The organism is Streptomyces sp. YIM 121038 (assembly GCF_006088715.1).
Classification (GTDB): Bacteria; Actinomycetota; Actinomycetes; order Streptomycetales; family Streptomycetaceae; genus Streptomyces.
In genome coordinates, this window is the sequence record NZ_CP030771.1 from 3,923,511 (window position 1) to 3,940,978 (window position 17,468).

The 17,468-nt window shown below is 72.8% G+C and carries 13 protein-coding genes and 1 other RNA gene; 2 read left to right on the plus strand and 12 right to left on the minus strand.

Going from position 1 to position 17,468, the window contains the following annotated elements:
• Positions 1-141 precede the first annotated feature (141 nt).
• The 3 genes from C9F11_RS16445 to C9F11_RS16455 all read right to left on the minus strand — a co-directional run bounded on the left by C9F11_RS16445 (position 142) and on the right by C9F11_RS16455 (position 5,644).
• Positions 142-1,362, minus strand: coding sequence for an acyltransferase (locus C9F11_RS16445; protein ID WP_138960003.1), 1,221 nt, complete (start codon positions 1,360-1,362; stop codon positions 142-144).
• Entirely contained in the window at positions 1,359-3,479 is a 2,121-nt protein-coding gene (locus C9F11_RS16450) for a bifunctional polysaccharide deacetylase/glycosyltransferase family 2 protein (RefSeq protein WP_138966570.1), read from the minus strand. Before C9F11_RS16450 ends, C9F11_RS16445 begins: the two co-directional genes overlap by 4 nt.
• Positions 3,480-4,651: 1,172 nt before the next feature.
• Complete coding sequence (locus C9F11_RS16455) at positions 4,652-5,644, minus strand: LysR family transcriptional regulator (RefSeq protein WP_138960004.1); 993 nt, start codon at positions 5,642-5,644, stop codon at positions 4,652-4,654.
• 83 nt (positions 5,645-5,727) lie between these two features.
• On the opposite strand from C9F11_RS16455, the gene C9F11_RS16460 reads away from it, so the two are divergent.
• Complete coding sequence (locus tag C9F11_RS16460; RefSeq protein WP_138960005.1) at positions 5,728-7,122, plus strand: MFS transporter; 1,395 nt, start codon at positions 5,728-5,730, stop codon at positions 7,120-7,122.
• On the opposite strand, the gene dacB is transcribed toward C9F11_RS16460, so the two are convergent.
• The 6 genes from dacB to ftsE all read right to left on the minus strand — a co-directional run bounded on the left by dacB (position 7,103) and on the right by ftsE (position 12,860).
• Complete coding sequence (dacB, locus tag C9F11_RS16465) at positions 7,103-8,704, minus strand: D-alanyl-D-alanine carboxypeptidase/D-alanyl-D-alanine-endopeptidase (RefSeq protein WP_171075752.1); 1,602 nt, start codon at positions 8,702-8,704, stop codon at positions 7,103-7,105. The genes C9F11_RS16460 and dacB overlap by 20 nt on opposite strands.
• Positions 8,705-8,800: 96 nt before the next feature.
• Positions 8,801-9,171, minus strand: a transfer-messenger RNA (tmRNA) gene (gene ssrA / locus C9F11_RS16470).
• Positions 9,172-9,310: 139 nt separating this feature from the next.
• On the minus strand, positions 9,311-9,832 hold the full coding sequence (smpB, locus tag C9F11_RS16475) for an SsrA-binding protein SmpB (RefSeq protein ID WP_138960006.1): 522 nt from the start codon (positions 9,830-9,832) through the stop codon (positions 9,311-9,313).
• An 18-nt stretch (positions 9,833-9,850) separates the two neighbouring features.
• Entirely contained in the window at positions 9,851-11,056 is a 1,206-nt protein-coding gene (locus tag C9F11_RS16480) for a S41 family peptidase (RefSeq protein ID WP_138960007.1), read from the minus strand.
• 100 nt (positions 11,057-11,156) lie between these two features.
• Positions 11,157-12,074, minus strand: a complete 918-nt coding sequence (gene ftsX, locus C9F11_RS16485; protein WP_138960008.1) for a permease-like cell division protein FtsX — start codon at positions 12,072-12,074, stop codon at positions 11,157-11,159.
• A gap of 96 nt (positions 12,075-12,170) precedes the next feature.
• Positions 12,171-12,860 carry a cell division ATP-binding protein FtsE gene (gene ftsE / locus C9F11_RS16490; protein ID WP_138960009.1) on the minus strand — a complete coding sequence of 230 codons (690 nt, stop codon included), beginning with the start codon at positions 12,858-12,860 and terminating at the stop codon, positions 12,171-12,173.
• Between the two features lie 239 nt (positions 12,861-13,099).
• On the opposite strand from ftsE, the gene C9F11_RS16495 reads away from it, so the two are divergent.
• The gene (locus C9F11_RS16495) at positions 13,100-13,291 is read left to right on the plus strand and encodes a hypothetical protein (protein WP_138960010.1); all 192 of its coding nucleotides are present in this window, start codon (positions 13,100-13,102) and stop codon (positions 13,289-13,291) included.
• A gap of 242 nt (positions 13,292-13,533) precedes the next feature.
• Here C9F11_RS16495 and C9F11_RS16500 read toward each other — a convergent pair whose 3' ends face one another.
• The 3 genes from C9F11_RS16500 to C9F11_RS16510 form a co-directional block, all read right to left on the minus strand.
• On the minus strand, positions 13,534-14,214 hold the full coding sequence (locus C9F11_RS16500) for a hypothetical protein (RefSeq protein WP_138960011.1): 681 nt from the start codon (positions 14,212-14,214) through the stop codon (positions 13,534-13,536).
• Between the two features lie 359 nt (positions 14,215-14,573).
• The gene (prfB, locus tag C9F11_RS16505) at positions 14,574-15,680 is read right to left on the minus strand and encodes a peptide chain release factor 2 (RefSeq protein ID WP_138960012.1); all 1,107 of its coding nucleotides are present in this window, start codon (positions 15,678-15,680) and stop codon (positions 14,574-14,576) included.
• A gap of 488 nt (positions 15,681-16,168) precedes the next feature.
• Positions 16,169-17,398 carry a serine/threonine-protein kinase gene (locus tag C9F11_RS16510; RefSeq protein ID WP_138960013.1) on the minus strand — a complete coding sequence of 410 codons (1,230 nt, stop codon included), beginning with the start codon at positions 17,396-17,398 and terminating at the stop codon, positions 16,169-16,171.
• Positions 17,399-17,468 lie beyond the last annotated feature (70 nt).

Sequence of the window (17,468 nt, forward strand, 5' to 3'; positions counted from 1 at the left end):
CACGCTATCCACGGGCAAAGCGGCGCGCGACGGTGAGGTTTGCCGAGGACGGGGGCAGATGGGGGCATACCCCCGCCGTGCGGCGGGGGTTGTTGCGGAACGGTCGCAGAACGCGGGGGCCCGCGTCACGCCCCCTCGGCGTCACGCCCCCTCGGCGTCACGCCCCCTCGGCGTCACGCCCCCGCGACGCCGCTTCGCGGCGCCGTCCGGCCACACCCGTGGGCTACGCCGCGCGGCCAGGTCCTCCACCCAGCCCACGGCCAGCACCATCACTCCGATCAGCGGCCACACCAGCATGAACATCCACATCGTGTACGTCGAGTCGAGCGCCGCCATCGTCCGCTCGGTCATGAACGGGACGTCGTACGCCATATCGATCAGTGGGACCGTCGCCATGATCAAGAGGTTGTGCCAGAGGTAGATCGTGACGGCACGGTTGTTGGAGAGGGTGATGAGTTTGTCCGCGTGGGCGAGGCGGCCGGGGAGCTGGTGCCAGGACGGGGAGTGGACGAGGAGCACGACGACGAAGCCGAGGGACCAGGTGGCCTGGGCGAGGGGGATGTCGTTGAGGTCCCAGCCGTCGGGGCCGAGGTGGCCGGAGGCCCACCACAGGCCGAACGCCATGGTGAGGGCGGCGAGGGAGACGGCCAGATAGCGCGGGACCCGCGCGAGGACGCCCTCCTGGTGGGCGAAGCCGAGGATCCAGCAGCCTCCGTAGACCGCGAAGTCACCGATGGCGTTGCCCGTTTCGCCGGGGATGCGGACGAGGCCGGTGGACAGCAGGGCGGTGAGGGCCAGGGGGGCGAGGAGCGTCGGCCAGGGGGCGCGGCGGAAGGCCCGCAGCAGCAGGGGGGACGCGAGAACGAACCACAGGTACGCGCGGAGGTACCAGAGCGGGCCGACCGCCTGCACGGCCCAGGTGTCCTCCAGGAGGCCCGCCTTGTCGCCCAGTTGCCAGGGGAAGGGCGGCGCGCCGAGCGGCAGCACGTAGTCGGCGAGGCTCAGCAGGCCCCAGGTGCCGCCGTGGTCCGGGTCGTCGGCCGGTTTCCAGCCCGCCGCGAAGAGCAGGAACAGGGCGGCCGCGCCGAACACCCACAGGGGCGGCAGGAGGCGCCGCAGGCGGGACGTGAGGACCTGCCGCGCCGGTCGCTCCAGGGAGCGCGCCGTCAGGGAGCCCGCGAGCGCGAACATCACGCCCATCGAGGGGAACAGGATCGTCAGCCAGGCCCAGCCGAAGAGGTGGTAGACGACGACGCGGACCAGGGCGAGGGTGCGCAGCAGGTCGAGGTAGCGGTCCCGGGGGGCCCGGGCCGAGGGGGCTTCCCGCGCGGGAGGCTCCCCCACGCGCGTGGGGTGGGTCATGCCACCGACCCCCCTTCCGCGCCGCCGCCCCACCGCCGCGGCGCCGCGCCCGGCGCCTCCACCACGCCCGTGCGGCGGAGCTTCTGCCAGCGCAGCCGCCCGCCGGTGAGGGCGGTGATCCAGGACTGGAGCAGGACGACGTACATCAGCTGCCGGTAGAGGACCTGCTGGAGCGGCAGCGAGATGAGGTGGGTCATGGGCTCGCGGTCGAGGCGGAAGGCGTACGCCGCGCACACCGCCTGGACGGCGAGGACGCCGAGCCAGGCCGCGACCGTCTTCTGGGTGGGGCCGAAGACCAGGCCGTAGAGGAGGAAGACGTCGATGAGGGGGGCCAGGAGCGGGGCCAGGACCATGAACAGGGAGACCAGGGGCAGGCCGACGCGGCCGAAGCGGCCCGAGGGGCCGGTGTCGACGAGCGCGCGCCGGTGCTTCCAGATCGCCTGCATCGTGCCGTACGACCAGCGGTAGCGCTGGGACCACAGCTGGCGCACGGTCTCGGGGGCCTCGGTCCACGCGCGGGCCCGCTCCGCGTACACCACGCGCCAGCCGTCGCGGTGCAGGGCCATCGTGATGTCGGTGTCCTCGGCGAGCGTGTCGTCGCTCATGCCGCCGACCCGCTCCAGGGCGGAGCGGCGGAAGGCGCCGACGGCACCGGGGATGGTGGGCATGCAGCGCAGCACGTCGTACATGCGGCGGTCGAGGTTGAAGCCCATCACGTACTCGATGTGCTGCCAGGCGCCGATGAGCGAGTCCCTGTTGCCGACCTTGGCGTTGCCCGCCACGGCGCCCACGCGCGGGTCGCCGAAGGGCCGCACCAGCTCCCGTACGGTCGACGCCTCGAAGACGGTGTCGCCGTCCATCATCACGACGAGGTCGTGGCGCGCGTTGGCCAGGCCCCTGTTGAGCGCCGCGGGCTTGCCCGCGTTGAGCTGGCGCACGACGCGTACGTTCGGCAGGCCGAGGCCCTCGACGATGCGGGCGGTGCCGTCCGACGAGCCGTCGTCGACGACGACGACCTCGATGGGGTGGTCGCTCGCCATGAGGGAGCGGACGGTGTTCTCGATGCACTTCGCCTCGTTGTACGCGGGCACGAGCACCGAGACCGGCTCCGTCACGGGCGCGCCCCACCGGAAGCCGTGTTTGCGGACGCGACGGGTGTGGATCGCGGAGAGCGCCAGCATCAGGGCGAACCGGCCGAGGACCAGGAAGCCGATCACGGCGAGGCCCACGACCAGGATGTCCGTGACGTACTCGGACGCGGTGACCAGGGCGATCCAGATCCGGCCCTGCCAGAGCGCGAAGCCGCTCACGCGCGCGTGGGCGCTGGGGGCGTGCAGGGCCTCGGTGAGGTTGGTGAACCGGTAGCCCTGCTCCTCGAGCGTCGGCAGGAAGCGGCCGAGGGCCGCCACCGTCTGGGAGCGGTCGCCGCCGGAGTCGTGCATGAGGACGATGGCGCCCTTGCCGTCCGCGGGGGTGGCACGGCGGATGATCTCGTCGACGCCGGGGCGCTTCCAGTCCTCGCTGTCGGTGTCGTTGACGACGGTCAGATAGCCGCGGCTCCCGATGTGCCGCGCGACCGGCCACGACGCGTTGTCCATGGCGTCGGCGAAGGAGGAGTACGGCGGGCGGAAGAGCGAGGTGCGGATGCCCGCGGCGCCCGCGAGCGCCAGCTGGTTCTGGGACAGCTCCCGGTCGATGCGGCCCTTCGACTGGTACGACAGGTCGGGGTGGTTGAAGGTGTGCAGGCCGACCTCGTGGCCCTCGCGGACCATCCGCGCGACCAGACCGGGGTGGCGCGAGGCCATCGTGCCGGTGACGAAGAAGACGCCGTGCGCGTCGTGTTCGGCCAGGACGTCGAGGACCTTCGGGGTCCACCGGGGGTCCGGGCCGTCGTCGAAGGTCAGCACGACGTGGTGGTCGGGCACGCGCAGGGTCTTCTGCCGGTCTCCGCGCGTGTCGATGACCGGACCGCCCCGCAGGATCTCCCGGGGGACGCGATCGGTGGCGACGGGCGGGCGTACGCGGTGGTCGGCGAGGATCTCGCTGTGCACGTACCCGCGGAGCAGCAGCATCGCGCACAGGGCCACGAGCAGGAGGCTGGGCAGGAGATAGCGCATGGGGAGGCGGCGGCCCGCGCGGACGGGGGAGCGTACGGCGCGGTGGGCCGCCCCGCGGCCGCCGGAGCGGGAGGGCACGGCTGGGCCTCCTGGGGTGGGGAGGCGCCCGCGTCGGTCACGGGCTCTGTCCCGGAGGAGGCCTCGCCGCCCACCTGTGAGCCGTCGCCGCCGCTCCCGCTCCCGGCCTCGGCCTCGGGTGACGGGGCGGGCGGGGCGACAGGGGGCTCGGGGTCCCGCGACGGCTCGGGGGCCGGAGGTTCGGGGTCGCTCGTGGGGGCCGGGGCGGGGGCTGCGCCGCCGTCCGTCGGGCGGGGCGCGGGCCGCTCGCCGCGGCGGGTCGGGGCCGGTGCCGGCGCCGGGGCAGCGGGGGCGCCCGGCCCGCCGTCGTCACGGGCCTTGGAGGGCGCGGCCGGGCCGGGGCCGCCGGACGGGACGACGACACGGTCCGGGGCGGTGCCGCTCGTCGTCCGCGAGGGACCGGGCGAGGGCGTCCTGCCGGGCGTGGGGGCCTTATCGGGCGAACTCGTCGACTCCGCGGGCACGTTCGGCGTGTCGACCTTGCTCGCGGGCTGCTCGTCCGCGGGGTCGGGCACGGGCAGCCAGGGCGCGCTGGAGTTGCCGGAGGCGAGGGTCGCGACGATGACGACCGCGTACCCGGCGCAGGCCAGGCCGACGAAGGTGCCGATGCGGCGGTATCTGCGGCCGCGGCGTCCCGTCTCGTCGACGAACACCGGCCTGTCGGCCATGTCTGTGGTGTCTGAAACCGTTCCCATGACGCGGGTGTCCCCGGCACCACCAGGAGACTCCCCCGCCAAGTGCCGCCCCACACCGTCGATCTGGACCGTGACCTCGTGCGGATCGTGCGCGTACCCCGCCGGCGCGAGGGTGGGGCCCAGCGGTTCCGCCCCCGGGCGACCGCGCGGGTCCGCCGGGGAATCACCTGGTAGATCGCCTGTCAGCACGCTCGCCGGGTCGTTCGACAGCGTGTTCTCCCGCCACTTCTCGCCGCGCACGCGCAACCCCCCAATGGACCGGTGCGGGTGCGCGTACGACGCCCCGGGCCCTCGTCGTCCGGGCCGGTCCCCCACCCGGCCCGAGCGCCCCTTTTATCACACCGCACCCGGGCCCCGAATGTAGCGCACGCCGGTGACAACAGCGTTTTCTCGTCAGTCTCAACTCACCATGATGAGTGCATCGGTGTCCGGAATCCATGCGTTCACCGGTTTGAGCAGCCATCCTTCCGCCGCGGCGAGTTCGGCCGCCGCGCGCCGCAGCGCGTCGAGACCGGGGTGGTCGAGACCGCGCCGCCACACCAGGGACACCGGAGACAGCGGCACCGGGTCGACGAGCGGCCGCAGCACGCAGCCGGGCAGCTCGGGGAAGCCGACCACGGCGAGCACGGGGTTGCGGTGCTTGGCCATGATCCGCGCGAACTCCTCGGGCCCGACGGCCAGCGGGGCGGGCGGCGCGACCTCGATGCCCCGGCCCGCGAAGAGGCGTTCGGCCAGGTCGGTCCACTCCAGGGTGCGGTCGTTGCCCGCGCCCGCGTACACGCGCTCACCCGCGAGCCGGGCCAGCGGCACCTCCGCGAGGGCCGTCAGCGGATGCCCGGCCGGGAGCAGCACCGCCATCGGCTCGTACCGTACGGGCTGCTGCGCGAGCCCGGCGCGCAGGGCGGCGGACAGCCCCGCGTACCGGCCGAACGAGGCGTCGATCCGGCCCGCGGCGATCTCGGCCGCCGCGCCCGTCAGACCGCTCTCGAAGCGGGCCATCAGCTCGCAGTGCGGGGCCAGTTCGCGGGCCCGCTCCAGGATCCGCCCGAAGACCAGGCCGGGGCTGTTGAGGTCGACCAGGAGGGGGCGGGCGGCGGTGGTGTTGCCGCGCGTGAAGGCGGCCGTCAGCTCGTCCTGTGCCGCCAGGACCCGCCGGGCGTACGGCAGCAGCCGCTCGCCGTCGGCCGTCAGCGCGACCTGTCGCGTCGACCGCGCGAACAGGTCCGTCCCCAACTCGCGCTCCAGACGCCGCACATCACGGCTCAGCGCCTGCTGGGCGACGTAGAGGCGGGCGGCCGCCCGCGTGAAGTGCAGTTCCTCGGCGACGACGACGAACGCGCGGAGCAGCCGCGGCTCCACATCACGGGGCGCCCCGGGCGGTGAGGTGAGCATCCGGGGAACTTACAACGCGGGCGCGTCAATCGCCCTCCAGTAGGTGTTGGACCACTCCTGGGGGCAGCGATCAGCCTGGAGCCATGCCGCAAGCCCCTTCCGACTCCCCCGACATATCCCCCACCGCCGCCGCCCCCACCGCCGCCGCCCCCTCCGCCGTCCCCTCCTCCGCCGCCGCCGACGCGCCCGCGTCCCCCTCCCCCGAGGCACTCGCGTCCCCTTCCCCCGGCACCTCCGGGGACAGGGGCGCCCGCCGCAATCCCTACGCCCGTCTCTTCGCCGTCCCCGGAGCCACCGCCTTCACCGTCGGCAACCTCATCGCCCGGCTGCCCATGGGGATGTTCAGCGTGAGCGCGGTGACGATGATCGCCGGATCCCGCGGCTCGTACGCGCTCGCGGGCGCCGTCACGGCCACCGGGCTCGCGGCCACCGCCGTCGTGGCGCCCTGGACGGCGCGGCTCGTCGACCGCTACGGCCAGGCGCGCGTGGCCGTGCCCGCCACCGCGTTCGCCGTGCTCGGCTCGCTCTGCCTGCTGCTGTGCGTGCGCTACGGGGCCCCCGACTGGACCCTGTTCGCCTCGTACGCCGCCACGGCCACCGTCCCGAACACCGGCGGCATGTCGCGCGCCCGCTGGGCCCACCTCCTGAAGGGCGACGCGCGCGCCCTGCACACCGCCAACTCCTTCGAACAGGCGGCGGACGAGCTGTGCTTCATGCTCGGCCCGGTGCTCGCGGCCTTCCTGTGCGGGACGTTCTTCCCGCAGGCGGGCACCCTCGTGGCCGCCGCGCTGCTCCTGACCGGCGTGCTGCTCTTCACCGCCCAGCGCGCGACGGAACCGCCGCCCCACGGGCGCCCGGACGCCGCCGCGCGGACGGGCTCGCCCCTGCGCGCACGGGGGATGCCCGCGCTGCTCGTCGTGTTCCTGGCCACCGGCGCGGTCTTCGGCGCCATGGAGGTCGTCACCATCGCCTACGCCGACGAGCGCGGCCACAAGGCGGCCGCGGGCGCCGTCCTGGCCCTCCAGGCGGCGGGCTCGTGCGCCGCGGGGCTCGTCTTCGGCGCCCTGCGGCCGCGCGGCCCGCTGCACCGCCGCAGGCTGCTGTGCGCGGCGGCGATGGCGGCCCTGATGGGGCTGCCGCTGCTCGCGGCCACCGCCACCGGCTCGCTCGTCGTCCTCGCCGGGGCGCTGCTGTGCGCCGGGATGGCCACCGCGCCGACGATGGTGACCAGCATGACGCTGGTCCAGCGGCTCACCCCCGAGGGGCGGACGAACGAGGGCATGACCCTCGCCGTGACCGGCCTCCTCGGGGGCATCGCCTGCGGCGCGGCGGCGAGCGGCTGGACCGTGGAACACCTGGGCGCCACCACGGGCTACGTCGTACCGGTGGCCGCCGCGGGCTGCGCGCTGCTGCTCACGCTGCTCGGCGGGGACCCCACCAGGGGCACCGGCGGCGCCGTCAGCACCGGGCGGGCTTGACCCACGAGCACTCGAGGTCGCCGCCGCCCCGCTCCCCGGAACCGGCCCGCGGCGAGCGCGGCTCCACCAGGACCGCCTTGTCCGCGGTGGACTTGGCGAGGGTGACGACGATCGCGTCCTCCAGGGGCTTCACCGAGGAGGCCAGGTGGTTGTTGAGGACGATGCTGAAGACCAGTTCGCGCCCGCCCGCGTCGGTCACGTACCCGGAGAGGGCCGACGCGCCGGTCAGCGTCCCGGTCTTCGCGCGCGCGTTGCGGGCGGCGGGCGTCCCGCACATGCGGGTGCGCAGCGTGCCGCCGACGAACTTGTCCGGCTCGCAGGCCACCGGCAGGGACCGGTACCAGTCGGCGAACCAGGGCTCGCCCTTGGCCGAGCGCAGCAGCGTGATGAGCTGGCCCGCGGGGACGTTGTCCTTGCGCGAGAGGCCGGAGCCGTCGACCTGGCGCAGCTTGCCCGGGTCGACTCCCGCCGTCTTCAGATAGCCGCCGATCGCCGCGATCCCGTCGCCCCAGTTGCCGGGCCGCCCGGTCGCCTCGTACCCCATGGCCTTCGTCAGGGACTCGGCGTGCATGTTGTTGGACAGCTTCATGAACGGGACGAGCAGGTCCTTGAGCGGCATGGAGGCGTGCGAGGCGAGCTCGTGCGCGCCCTTCGGGGTCGCGCGCCCCGCCCTGGTCGGCCCGCTGACCTTCACCCCGTGGGCGGCGAGCGCGTCCCGGAAGACGGCGGCCGCGTACCGGGTGGGCTCCCAGACGGTCACCCATTCCTTGACGGCCGCGGCGCCGGCCGGGACGGAGCCCGTGACGGTGATGGTGTTCTCGCCGTGCCGCCGCTCGACGGCGAGGCTGTTCGCGCTGCCCGCGGCGCCCGTGGTGGCGCGCAGGTCGATGTCCACGTAGTCGGTCTTCGGGGTGAGGGACACCCGCGGCTCGTCCCCGGGACCGGCGCCCGGCGTCACCGCGACGATGACGGTCCCGGTGTCGTAGTCCGTGTCGGGGGCGAGGCTGAGCGCCGAGATCTGGGCCGCGTAGTACGACGACTCGTCGTCGCCGCCCCAGGTGTCGCCGACGCGCCGGTCGTCGAACCGGGTGTCGTCGGCGACGAGCCGCCCCGAGACCCGTCGGACCCCGGCCGCGGCGACCTTCGCCGCCAGCGCGTCGTAGTCCTTGGCGAGGGTCGTCGGGTCGCCGGTGCCGCGCAGATAGAGGTCTCCCTTGAGCACGGGCCCGTGCCGCTCGCCGTCGGCGAGGACGTCGGTGGTGAACCGGTGGTCGGGGCCGAGGAGCTCCAGGGCGGCGGCCGAGGTGAGCATCTTGGTGTTGGAGGCGGGCATGAGCCGCCCGGTCGGCCGGTGCTGGTAGAGGACGTCGCCGCTCTTGGCGTCGGCGACCACGACGCTGGCGACGCCGCCCTCCATACGGGGGTCGCCGAGGATGGTGTCGATGGCTTCGGGGAGCCCGCTGCGCTCGGCGTCGGCCCCGGCGGGGGCGCTGAGGGACAGCGAGGCGGCGGCGACGCCGAGGACGGCGGGCCAGATCCAGTGGCGCATACGGGTGTTGACGCGACTCACGGGTCTACTCATGAACCTGGAGGATCCCCGATGACGGCCCGAAGCAAAAGAGCACACGACGAAGGCCCGGCGGTCGGGTGACCACCGGGCCTTCGTCTCACATGGGAATTGTGGAGATGGCGGGAATCGAACCCGCGTCCAACGGTGCAGAATCAGGGCTTCTCCGTGTGCAGTCCACTGCGATTTTCTCAGCCCCGGAGATCACGTGGACAAGTCTCCGACGGGCTCAGTCACTGTTTGATTTCCTCCTAGGCCCCGTGACCGGGTCTAGAAGTTTAGTCCCCTAGCTGATGCCAGGATCCGGGTCGGGAACAGCCCCGGGCTGACACTTCGCAAAGTCGCTACTTAGGCAGCGAGGGCGAAGGAATCGCGCTTGGTGTTGGCGATTATTGGTTGCGACATATGGTTAACGAGATCATTGCCGCTTCCTCGACACGCTTCCCCTGCTTCGACATCCGCTGTCGAAACCGATCATCCCCATGTTGATTTTTCAAACCCCCTTTTCAAGCCCCCCGAAGAGGGCCCTCCGAGGAGGGGCTGCCCCGTCACCAGCGGAGCATGAACCATCGTACGTGACCAACGCCGTCGGGTGCCAGCGTATTCCCCGCCACGGAGGACCTAGGCGATGCCCTGGCGCCGCCGGACGGCGGAGATCGCGCGGTTCGTCTCGCGCAGGTCCTGCTTCTCCCGCAGCGTCTGCCGCTTGTCGTACTCCTTCTTGCCCTTGGCCAGGGCGATCTCGACCTTGACGCGGCTGTCCTTGAAGTACAGGGCGAGCGGCACGAGCGTGTGCCCCGTCTCCTGGGACTTCGCCTCCAGCTTGTCGATCTCCGCGCGGTGCAGCAGCAGCTTGCGCTTGCGCTTGGCGGAGTGGTTGGTCCACGTGCCCTGGACGTACTCCGGGATGTGGATGTTGTGCAGCCAGGCCTCGTGACCGTCGATCTGCACGAAGCCGTCCACCAGGGAGGCCCGGCCGAGCCTGAGGGACTTGACCTCGGTGCCCATCAGGACCACGCCGCACTCGTACGTGTCCAGGATGTGGTAGTCGTGCCGCGCCTTCTTGTTCTGCGCGATCATCTTGGGACGGGCGGCCTTGCTCTCGGCCTTAGCCGCCTTGCGCTTTACCTTTTCCTTCGCCATAGTGCGGCCATTTTCGCACTAGGAGGGGGGTCCGAGGCCAGTCAATACTGTCTCGGCCCGCTCCTGGGCACCTCCGCCGACCTCCAGGTCCGGGGTGATGCCCCGACGGTCGACGCCCCGCCCCGAAGGGGTGCGGTAGTGCCCCACGGTCAGCTCGGCGACGGAGCCGTCGGGCAGGCGGCTCGGCATCTGCACCGAGCCCTTGCCGAACGTCCTCGAGCCCACGACGACCGCGCGCCCGCGGTCCTGGAGGGCTCCGGTGAGCAGCTCGGCCGCGCTCATCGTGCCGCCGTCGACGAGCGCGACCACGGGTCTCGCCGCGTCGCCGCCGGGCCGCGCGTGCAGCGCGCGCTGCCGGCCGCGGACGTCGTACGTCGCCACCAGGCCGCCGTCCAGGAGCGCCGAGGCGGCGGTGACGGCCTCGGTGACCAGGCCGCCCGCGTTGCCCCGCAGGTCGAGCAGGACCCCGGCGCCGCGCGGGGCCCGGCGCACCGCGTCGCGCACGGCCGCGCCGGATCCCTTCGTGAACGCGTCCACCTTGATCTTCACGGCGCCGCCGGTCAGCCGGGTCACGCTCACCGAGTCCGTCGACAGGCGCTCGCGGTGCAGCGTCGTCCGCCACGCGCGCGTGCCGCGCTCCAGGCCGAGCTCGACCGGGGTGCCCTCGCGGGCGCCGCGCAGCAGGGACACGACCTCGGTCACCGGGTGGCCCTTGACCTTGTGGCCGTCGACGGTGACGAGCCGGTCGCCCTGGCGGATGCCCGCGCGGGCGGCGGGGCCGTCGCCGCGCACCTTCGAGACCTCGATGCGGCCGTCGGCCGCGCGCCGGGCCCACAGGCCGACGCCGGTGTAGGCGCCGCCCAGGGCCTGCTCGAACTCCTCGTACTCCCCCTGGGAGTACACCGACGCCCAGCGGTCGCCGCTGCGGCTGACCGCGTCCTCGGCGGCCTCCGTGCCGGACTTGCCGTCGGCCATGGCCTCGGCGGCGGCGTCCGCCGCGTCCTCGGCGGGGCCCCTCTCGCGCTCCGGGTCCCGGTCGCGGTCACGGTCGCGCGCGGAGGCGACGGAACGGGTGGGAGGCGCCGCAGAGTTCCGGCCTTCCGGGGAGTCCTCGCTCCAGGAGCCGGTGGCCGCGCCGGTGGCGAGGACGCTCGCGAACACCAATGTCAGGGCCGCCCCGCGGCGGACGCGGCGGGGCGAGGAGAGCCATTCGGGGCCTGACATGTCGGTGAGTCTAGGACAACGAGGGGCGCCGCACGGTCGGTTGACCGCACGGCGCCCGAGGCACTCCTCACATCAGCGGCACCCCGCGCCGCCCGCCGCCTCACACCTTCAGGTACTTGCGCAGGGCGAGGAAGGCGGCAAGGGCGGGCATGAGCAGTCCGATGACGAGGACCAGCGGAAGGACCGCGAAGACGGAGTCCCAGCCGATGAAGTTGATCAGCGTCAGCTTCTCGGAGAGCTCCAGGCCGTGGTCGATGATGAAGTACCGGCCGAGCAGCAGGAACCCGCAGGCCAGCCCGCCTCCGATGAGCCCGGAGACGGCGGCCTCCAGGATGAACGGCATCTGGATGTAGAGGCTGGACGCGCCCACCAGACGCATGATCCCGGTTTCACGGCGACGGCTGAACGCCGAGACCCGCACCGTGTTGACGATCAGCATCAGGGCGACGACCAGCATCAGGGCCATCACCGCGAGGGCCGCCTTGTTCATGCCGTTGAGCAGCTCGAAGAGGTTGTCCAGGACGCCCTTCTGGTCCTCCACCGACTGCACGCCGTCACGCCCGGAGAAGGCGGTCGCCACCACCTGGTACTTCTCCGGGTCCTTCAGCTTGATGCGGTACGACTCCTGCATCTGGTCCGGGGTCAGGGAGCTGGACAGCGGGGAGTCGCCGAACTGCTCCTTGTAGTGCTTGTACGCCTCGTCCGCCGACTCGTGCTGGACGGTGTCCACGACCGACATCTTCTTGAGGTCGGTGAGGATCCGGTCCTTCTGCTCGTTCGTGACGGCGCCCTTGGCGCACTTGGGGTCCTGCTCGGCGTCCGCCTTGTTGCACAGGAAGATCGAGACGTTGACCTTGTCGTACCAGTAGCCCTTCATCGTGCTCACCTGGTCGCGCATGAGCAGCGAGCCGCCGAACAGGGCGAGCGAGAGGGCGACGGACACGACGACGGCGAACGTCATCGTGAGATTGCGGCGGAGACCGACGCCGATCTCCGACAGGACGAACTGGGCGCGCATGGCGGCCTTTCGGTGGATCAGGTGGAACAGATGGTTCCGGCAGGCGGGAGCGTCAGGGCCGGGAGGAGGGGCCGGCGGCCGACGGGGGCAGACGAATCAGTGCTGGTAGCCGTAGACGCCGCGGGACTGGTCGCGGACGAGACGGCCCTTCTCCAGCTCGATGACGCGCTTGCGCATCTGGTCCACGATCTGCTGGTCGTGGGTGGCCATCACGACGGTGGTGCCGGTCCGGTTGATGCGGTCGAGCAGCTTCATGATGCCGACGGAGGTCTGCGGGTCGAGGTTGCCCGTCGGTTCGTCGGCGATCAGGAGCTTCGGCCGGTTGACGAAGGCGCGGGCGATCGCCACGCGCTGCTGCTCACCACCGGAGAGCTCGCCGGGCATCCGGTCCTCCTTGCCGCCGAGCCCGACGAGGTCGAGCACCTGGGGCACGGACTTGCGGATCTCGCCGCGCGACTTGCCGATGACCTCCTGGGCGAAGGCCACGTTCTCGGCGACGGTCTTGTTCGGCAGGAGCCGGAAGTCCTGGAAGACGGTGCCCAGCTGGCGGCGCATGTGCGGCACCTTCCAGTGGGAGAGCCGGGCCAGGTCCTTGCCCAGGACGTGCACCTGGCCGTGGCTGGTGCGCTCCTCGCGGAGGATCAGCCGCAGGAAGGTGGACTTTCCGGAGCCGGATGACCCCACCAGGAAGACGAACTCGCCCTTTTCGATCTCCAGCGACACATCGCGGAGCGCCGGGCGGTTCTGCTTCGGATAGGCCTTGGAGACGTTGTCGAATCGGATCACGGGTGCACCACGGTTAGCCGGGGGTAGGTGAGCGTGACCCTACGCGAATGCGGTACGCCAGCGCAGTCGGCGTCCTGAGTTGCGCGATTTGTCGCGCCGGGGGCGGGAACGGAACGGCCGGAAACCGGCGGAGCAGGGCGGGCCGCGCCGAAATCCGCGGAAGCTGGCACAGTGGTAGGGGGAACGGTTGAGGTTCCCAGAGCGTTGGGCAGGCTGAGACTGTGCGGGAGGAGAAGCGCATGACCTTTGACAGGTTGGTGTGCGCGAACTGCGCGGCGCCTGTGAGCGAGGGCCGCTGCCCCGTGTGCCGGGCCAACCGGGACCGTATGCAGCAGGAAGGCCCCTTCGGCGGCCTCAGCCCCGCGACCCTGATAGGGCTGCTCGTCGTGCTGATCGCGGCGGTGGCGCTGCTCGCGCACCAGACCGCGTAGCCGCGCAGCCGGGTGACCGGGTAGCCGCGTGACCGGTGGGCGCGGGGACGGATCGCCCGCCCGCGGATGGCTGTGACCGGCTGTTACTCGACGTCACGGACTGGTGCCCGTCGTCACGGACTGGCCGGTCGGCCGGTCGGCGGTGGCCGTCCGTGGTCGCTGGTGATCGTCGGCCGCGCACGCGAAAAGGGCCCGGAGCCGCTCGGCTCCGGGCCCTTTTTCAGTTTGTCGCCCCGGGAGGGTTACGCCGCGGCGCCGCGGTTGCCGACCAGGCGCGGCAGCAGGCGGAAGCCGATGCCTCCCGCGATCATCGTCGCGGCACCGATGACCAGGAAGGTCACCTCGGTGGCGCCGGTCTCGGCCAGCTCGCCGTCGTTCTTGCCCTGCCCCTTGTCGGCCACCTGGTCGACCTGCTGCGGGGAGGTACCGGTGTCGGTCAGGCTGTCCTTGCCCTGGCCCTGCTCGACGGGCCGGTCGCCGCCACCGGCGGGGTCGGCGCCGTTGCCGCCGCCGTTGCCACCGCCGCCCGTGCCGCCGTGGCCCGGGTCGCCCGGGTCGCTGGTGGGCTTGGGCGGGTTCGTGGGCTCCGTGGGCGGGTCGGTGGGCTCCGGCGGGTCCGTCGGCTCGGTCGGCTGGTCCGTCGGCTCCGGCGGGTTGGTGGGCTCCGGCGGGTCCGTCGGCTCGGTCGGCTCGTCGGTCGGCTCCGGCGGGTTGGTGGGCTCCGGCGGATCGTCGTCGTCACCCGGGAGGTCCGTGTCGACGCCGACGCCGTTGTCGTCGGCGGAGGCGCTCGCGCCCGTGCCGCCCAGGTCGACGCCCACGTCCAGGGCCGAGGCGGCGCCGGCGGCGGTGAGCGACGCACCGGCGGCGATCACCGCACCAGCGGCTATCCGCGCGATGCGGATCCGCGTCTTCTTGGTCATCAGGCTGCTACCCCCAGTAGCTGAATCGTCAGTGAGGCAGCGCCCGGGGCCCGGGTCACGGGGTGGCTCTCGATCGGCCCCCCGGATCACACGCGCCCCAGAAACACGCATGCCGCCCGACAGCTTTTCCACTTTCCTGAGCACCGTCAAGGACGTTGCGCGCGCGATGCCCGTTATGCGCTCAGTTGACCGTCGAGCGGACATGCGACTGTGACGAAAGGACGCGGGAAAAGCGCGCGGGGCCCACAACTGCCCCACAGAACACGGCAACCGCGGCCCTGTGGGCCGCGGTTGCCGTGAATGCCGCGGGGTGCCCGACGACCCGGCGGAGACCCCGCCATGTCGACAAAGCGCCGAAATTACTTCTCCTGCTGCTTGCGCCAGCGAATTCCGGCCTCCAGGAAGCCGTCGATCTCGCCGTTGAACACCGCTTCCGGGTTACCGACCTCGTGCTCCGTCCGCAGGTCCTTCACCATCTGGTACGGGTGCAGGACGTACGAACGCATCTGGTTGCCCCAGGAATTGCCGCCGTCGCCCTTGAGGGCGTTCATCTTCTCCTGCTCCTCCTGGCGGCGGCGCTCGAGCAGCTTCGCCTGGAGGACGTTCATCGCGGTCGCCTTGTTCTGGATCTGCGAGCGCTCGTTCTGACAGGAGACGACGATGCCGGTGGGGAGGTGGGTCAGGCGGACCGCGGAGTCCGTCGTGTTGACGCCCTGGCCGCCGGGGCCCGACGAGCGGTACACGTCGACGCGCAGCTCGCTCTCGTCGATCTCGATGTGGTCGGTCTGCTCGACCACGGGCAGGATCTCGACGCCCGCGAAGGACGTCTGACGGCGGCCCTGGTTGTCGAACGGGGAGATGCGCACCAGGCGGTGCGTGCCCTGCTCCACGGAGAGCGTGCCGTACGCGTACGGCGCCTGGACGGCGAAGGTGGTCGACTTGATGCCGGCCTCTTCCGCGTACGACGTCTCGTACAGCTCCGTCTTGTAGCCGTGGCGCTCCGCCCAGCGCAGGTACATGCGCTGGAGCTTCTCGGCGAAGTCCGAGGCGTCGACGCCGCCGGCCTCCGCGCGGATCGTGACCAGGGCCTCACGGGCGTCGTACTCACCGGAGAGGAGGGTGCGGACCTCCATCTCGTCCAGGGCCTTCCTGACCGCCGTGAGCTCCGACTCGGCCTCCGCGCGGGTGTCCGAGTCGTCCTCCTCCTCGGCCATCTCGAAGAGAACGCCCAGGTCGTCGATGCGCCCGCGCAGGGTCTCCGCCTTGCGCACCTCCGCCTGGAGGTGGCTCAGCTTGCTGGTGATCTTCTGCGCCTCGTCCGGGTCGTCCCAGAGCGACGGCGCGGCCGCCTGCTCCTCGAGCACGGCGATGTCTGCCCTCAGCTTGTCGAGGTCCAGGACGGCCTCGATCGACTCCATGGTCGAGGAGAGGGACTTGAGCTCTTCGGATACGTCGACGACTGCCACGACACCAGCGTAACGGCTGCGGCTGGCGTCCCTCCCCCCTGCGGGGCGGGACGCCCCTGCGGCGGCCTGCGCCGGAGCCCGGCCGGGCCTCCTCGGGCCGGGCCTCCCGCCCGCCCGCTGCCCGGGTCCGGCGGGCCGGGGCCCTTCACTCGGGGCGCCTGGGCCCGGGGCCCCCGGTGTCCTTCCGCCGCTACCGCGGCGGTGCTCCCCACCCGCCCACCCGTCGCTCCCCGGCTTCGCCCGCCCGGCCCCGACGCGGGGCGCCGCGGCCGCCGTCGCCGACTCCCCCGCCGCTGCCGCGGCGGGCCTGCCCACCCTCCCACCCGAATCTCCTGGCTTTGGGGGTGGGCCTCCACCCGGGGCGGCGGGACCGGGGCGCGGGGCTCGGCACGGGGCCAGTGCGCGCTGGGCACTGCGGGTGAGGTGGGGGCGGGTGGGTGGGGCCAGGCCGCGCTAGCGGGTGGGGCCGGGGCGGGGCACGGGGTGGGTCAGGGGGTTGGGGGGGCTGTGGTTTTGGGGGTGGAGGGCGGGGGGTCGTCCGTGGTGGCGTACCAGGCGCCTGCGCCTATCGCGGCGGCCAGGGCCGCCCCCGCCACCCCGAGGGCGATCCGGCGGCGCCGCGTCGTGGAGCGGTGGCGGGCCGAGCCGGGCCGGGCGGTGCCGGTCGCGCGGGGGACGCGGGCGGTGCCCAGGGCGCCTCCGGCCAGCTCCTCGGGGCCGGGGACGCGCATGGAGGTGTGGGTGTCGCGGTTGGCGTCGGCGGGGGTGGCGCCGGGGACCAGGGGGACGGCGCCGCGCCGGGGGGCGCGCGGCCGGGGCTCCGGTGGCGCCTCCTCGCGCGCCTCGGCGCCCTGCGTCTCCGCGTCCGGCTCGTCGACGTCCAGGGGCGGGATGCCCGCGAGCAGGGGGAGCTGTTCGCGCAGGCGGGCCGCGAGCTCGGAGGCGCGCAGACGGGACGCGGGCGCCTTGGCCAGGCACTGGACCATGAGCTGCCAGAGCTCTTCGGGGATGCCGGGCAGGGGCACGACGGTCTCGGTGACGTGGCGGCGCAGGATCGCGCCGGGGTGGCCGCCGCCGAAGGGGGTGAAGCCCGCGAGGAGCTCGTAGAGGACAGTCGCGAGGGCGTAGATGTCGACGGCCGCGCGCGGGGGCAGGCCCTCGATGATCTCGGGCGCCAGATAGTCCGGCGTACCGATGATCTTCGTGGCCCGGGTCCGGCGCGGGGTGTCGATGAGTTTGGCGACGCCGAAGTCCGTCAGGAGGGCGGGGTGGGAGCCGCCGGGGCCGAGGGGGCCCTGCATGTCCAGGAGGACGTTCTCGGGCTTGACGTCGCGGTGCACGATTCCGGCGGCGTGCGCGGCGGCCAGGGCGTCGGCGACGTCCGCGACGATGGCCACGGCGGCCTCGGGGGCGAGGCGGCGCTCGCGCTCCAGGCGGGTGCGCAGGTCCGTGCCGCGGACGAGGTCCATGACGAGTGCGAGGTCGTTGCCGTCGACCACCAGGTCGTGGACGCCGACCACGCGCGCGTGGTCGAGGCTCAGCAGGGCCGTGCGCTCCTGGACGAAGCGGCCGACGAGCTCCTGGTCGGAGGCCAGGTCCTCGCGCAACAGCTTGATGGCGACGGGCCCCTCGGGCCCCTCGCCCAGCCACACCGTGCCGGCGCTGCCACGGCCCAGGATCTGATGGGCGGTGTACCGGCTGCCGATCTTGCGTGCCAAGACTGCTCCTACGGATGTGTGTTGGCGTCAAAAGTACGCGTCCGTGACACCAACCTTCACTCCGGGAGCG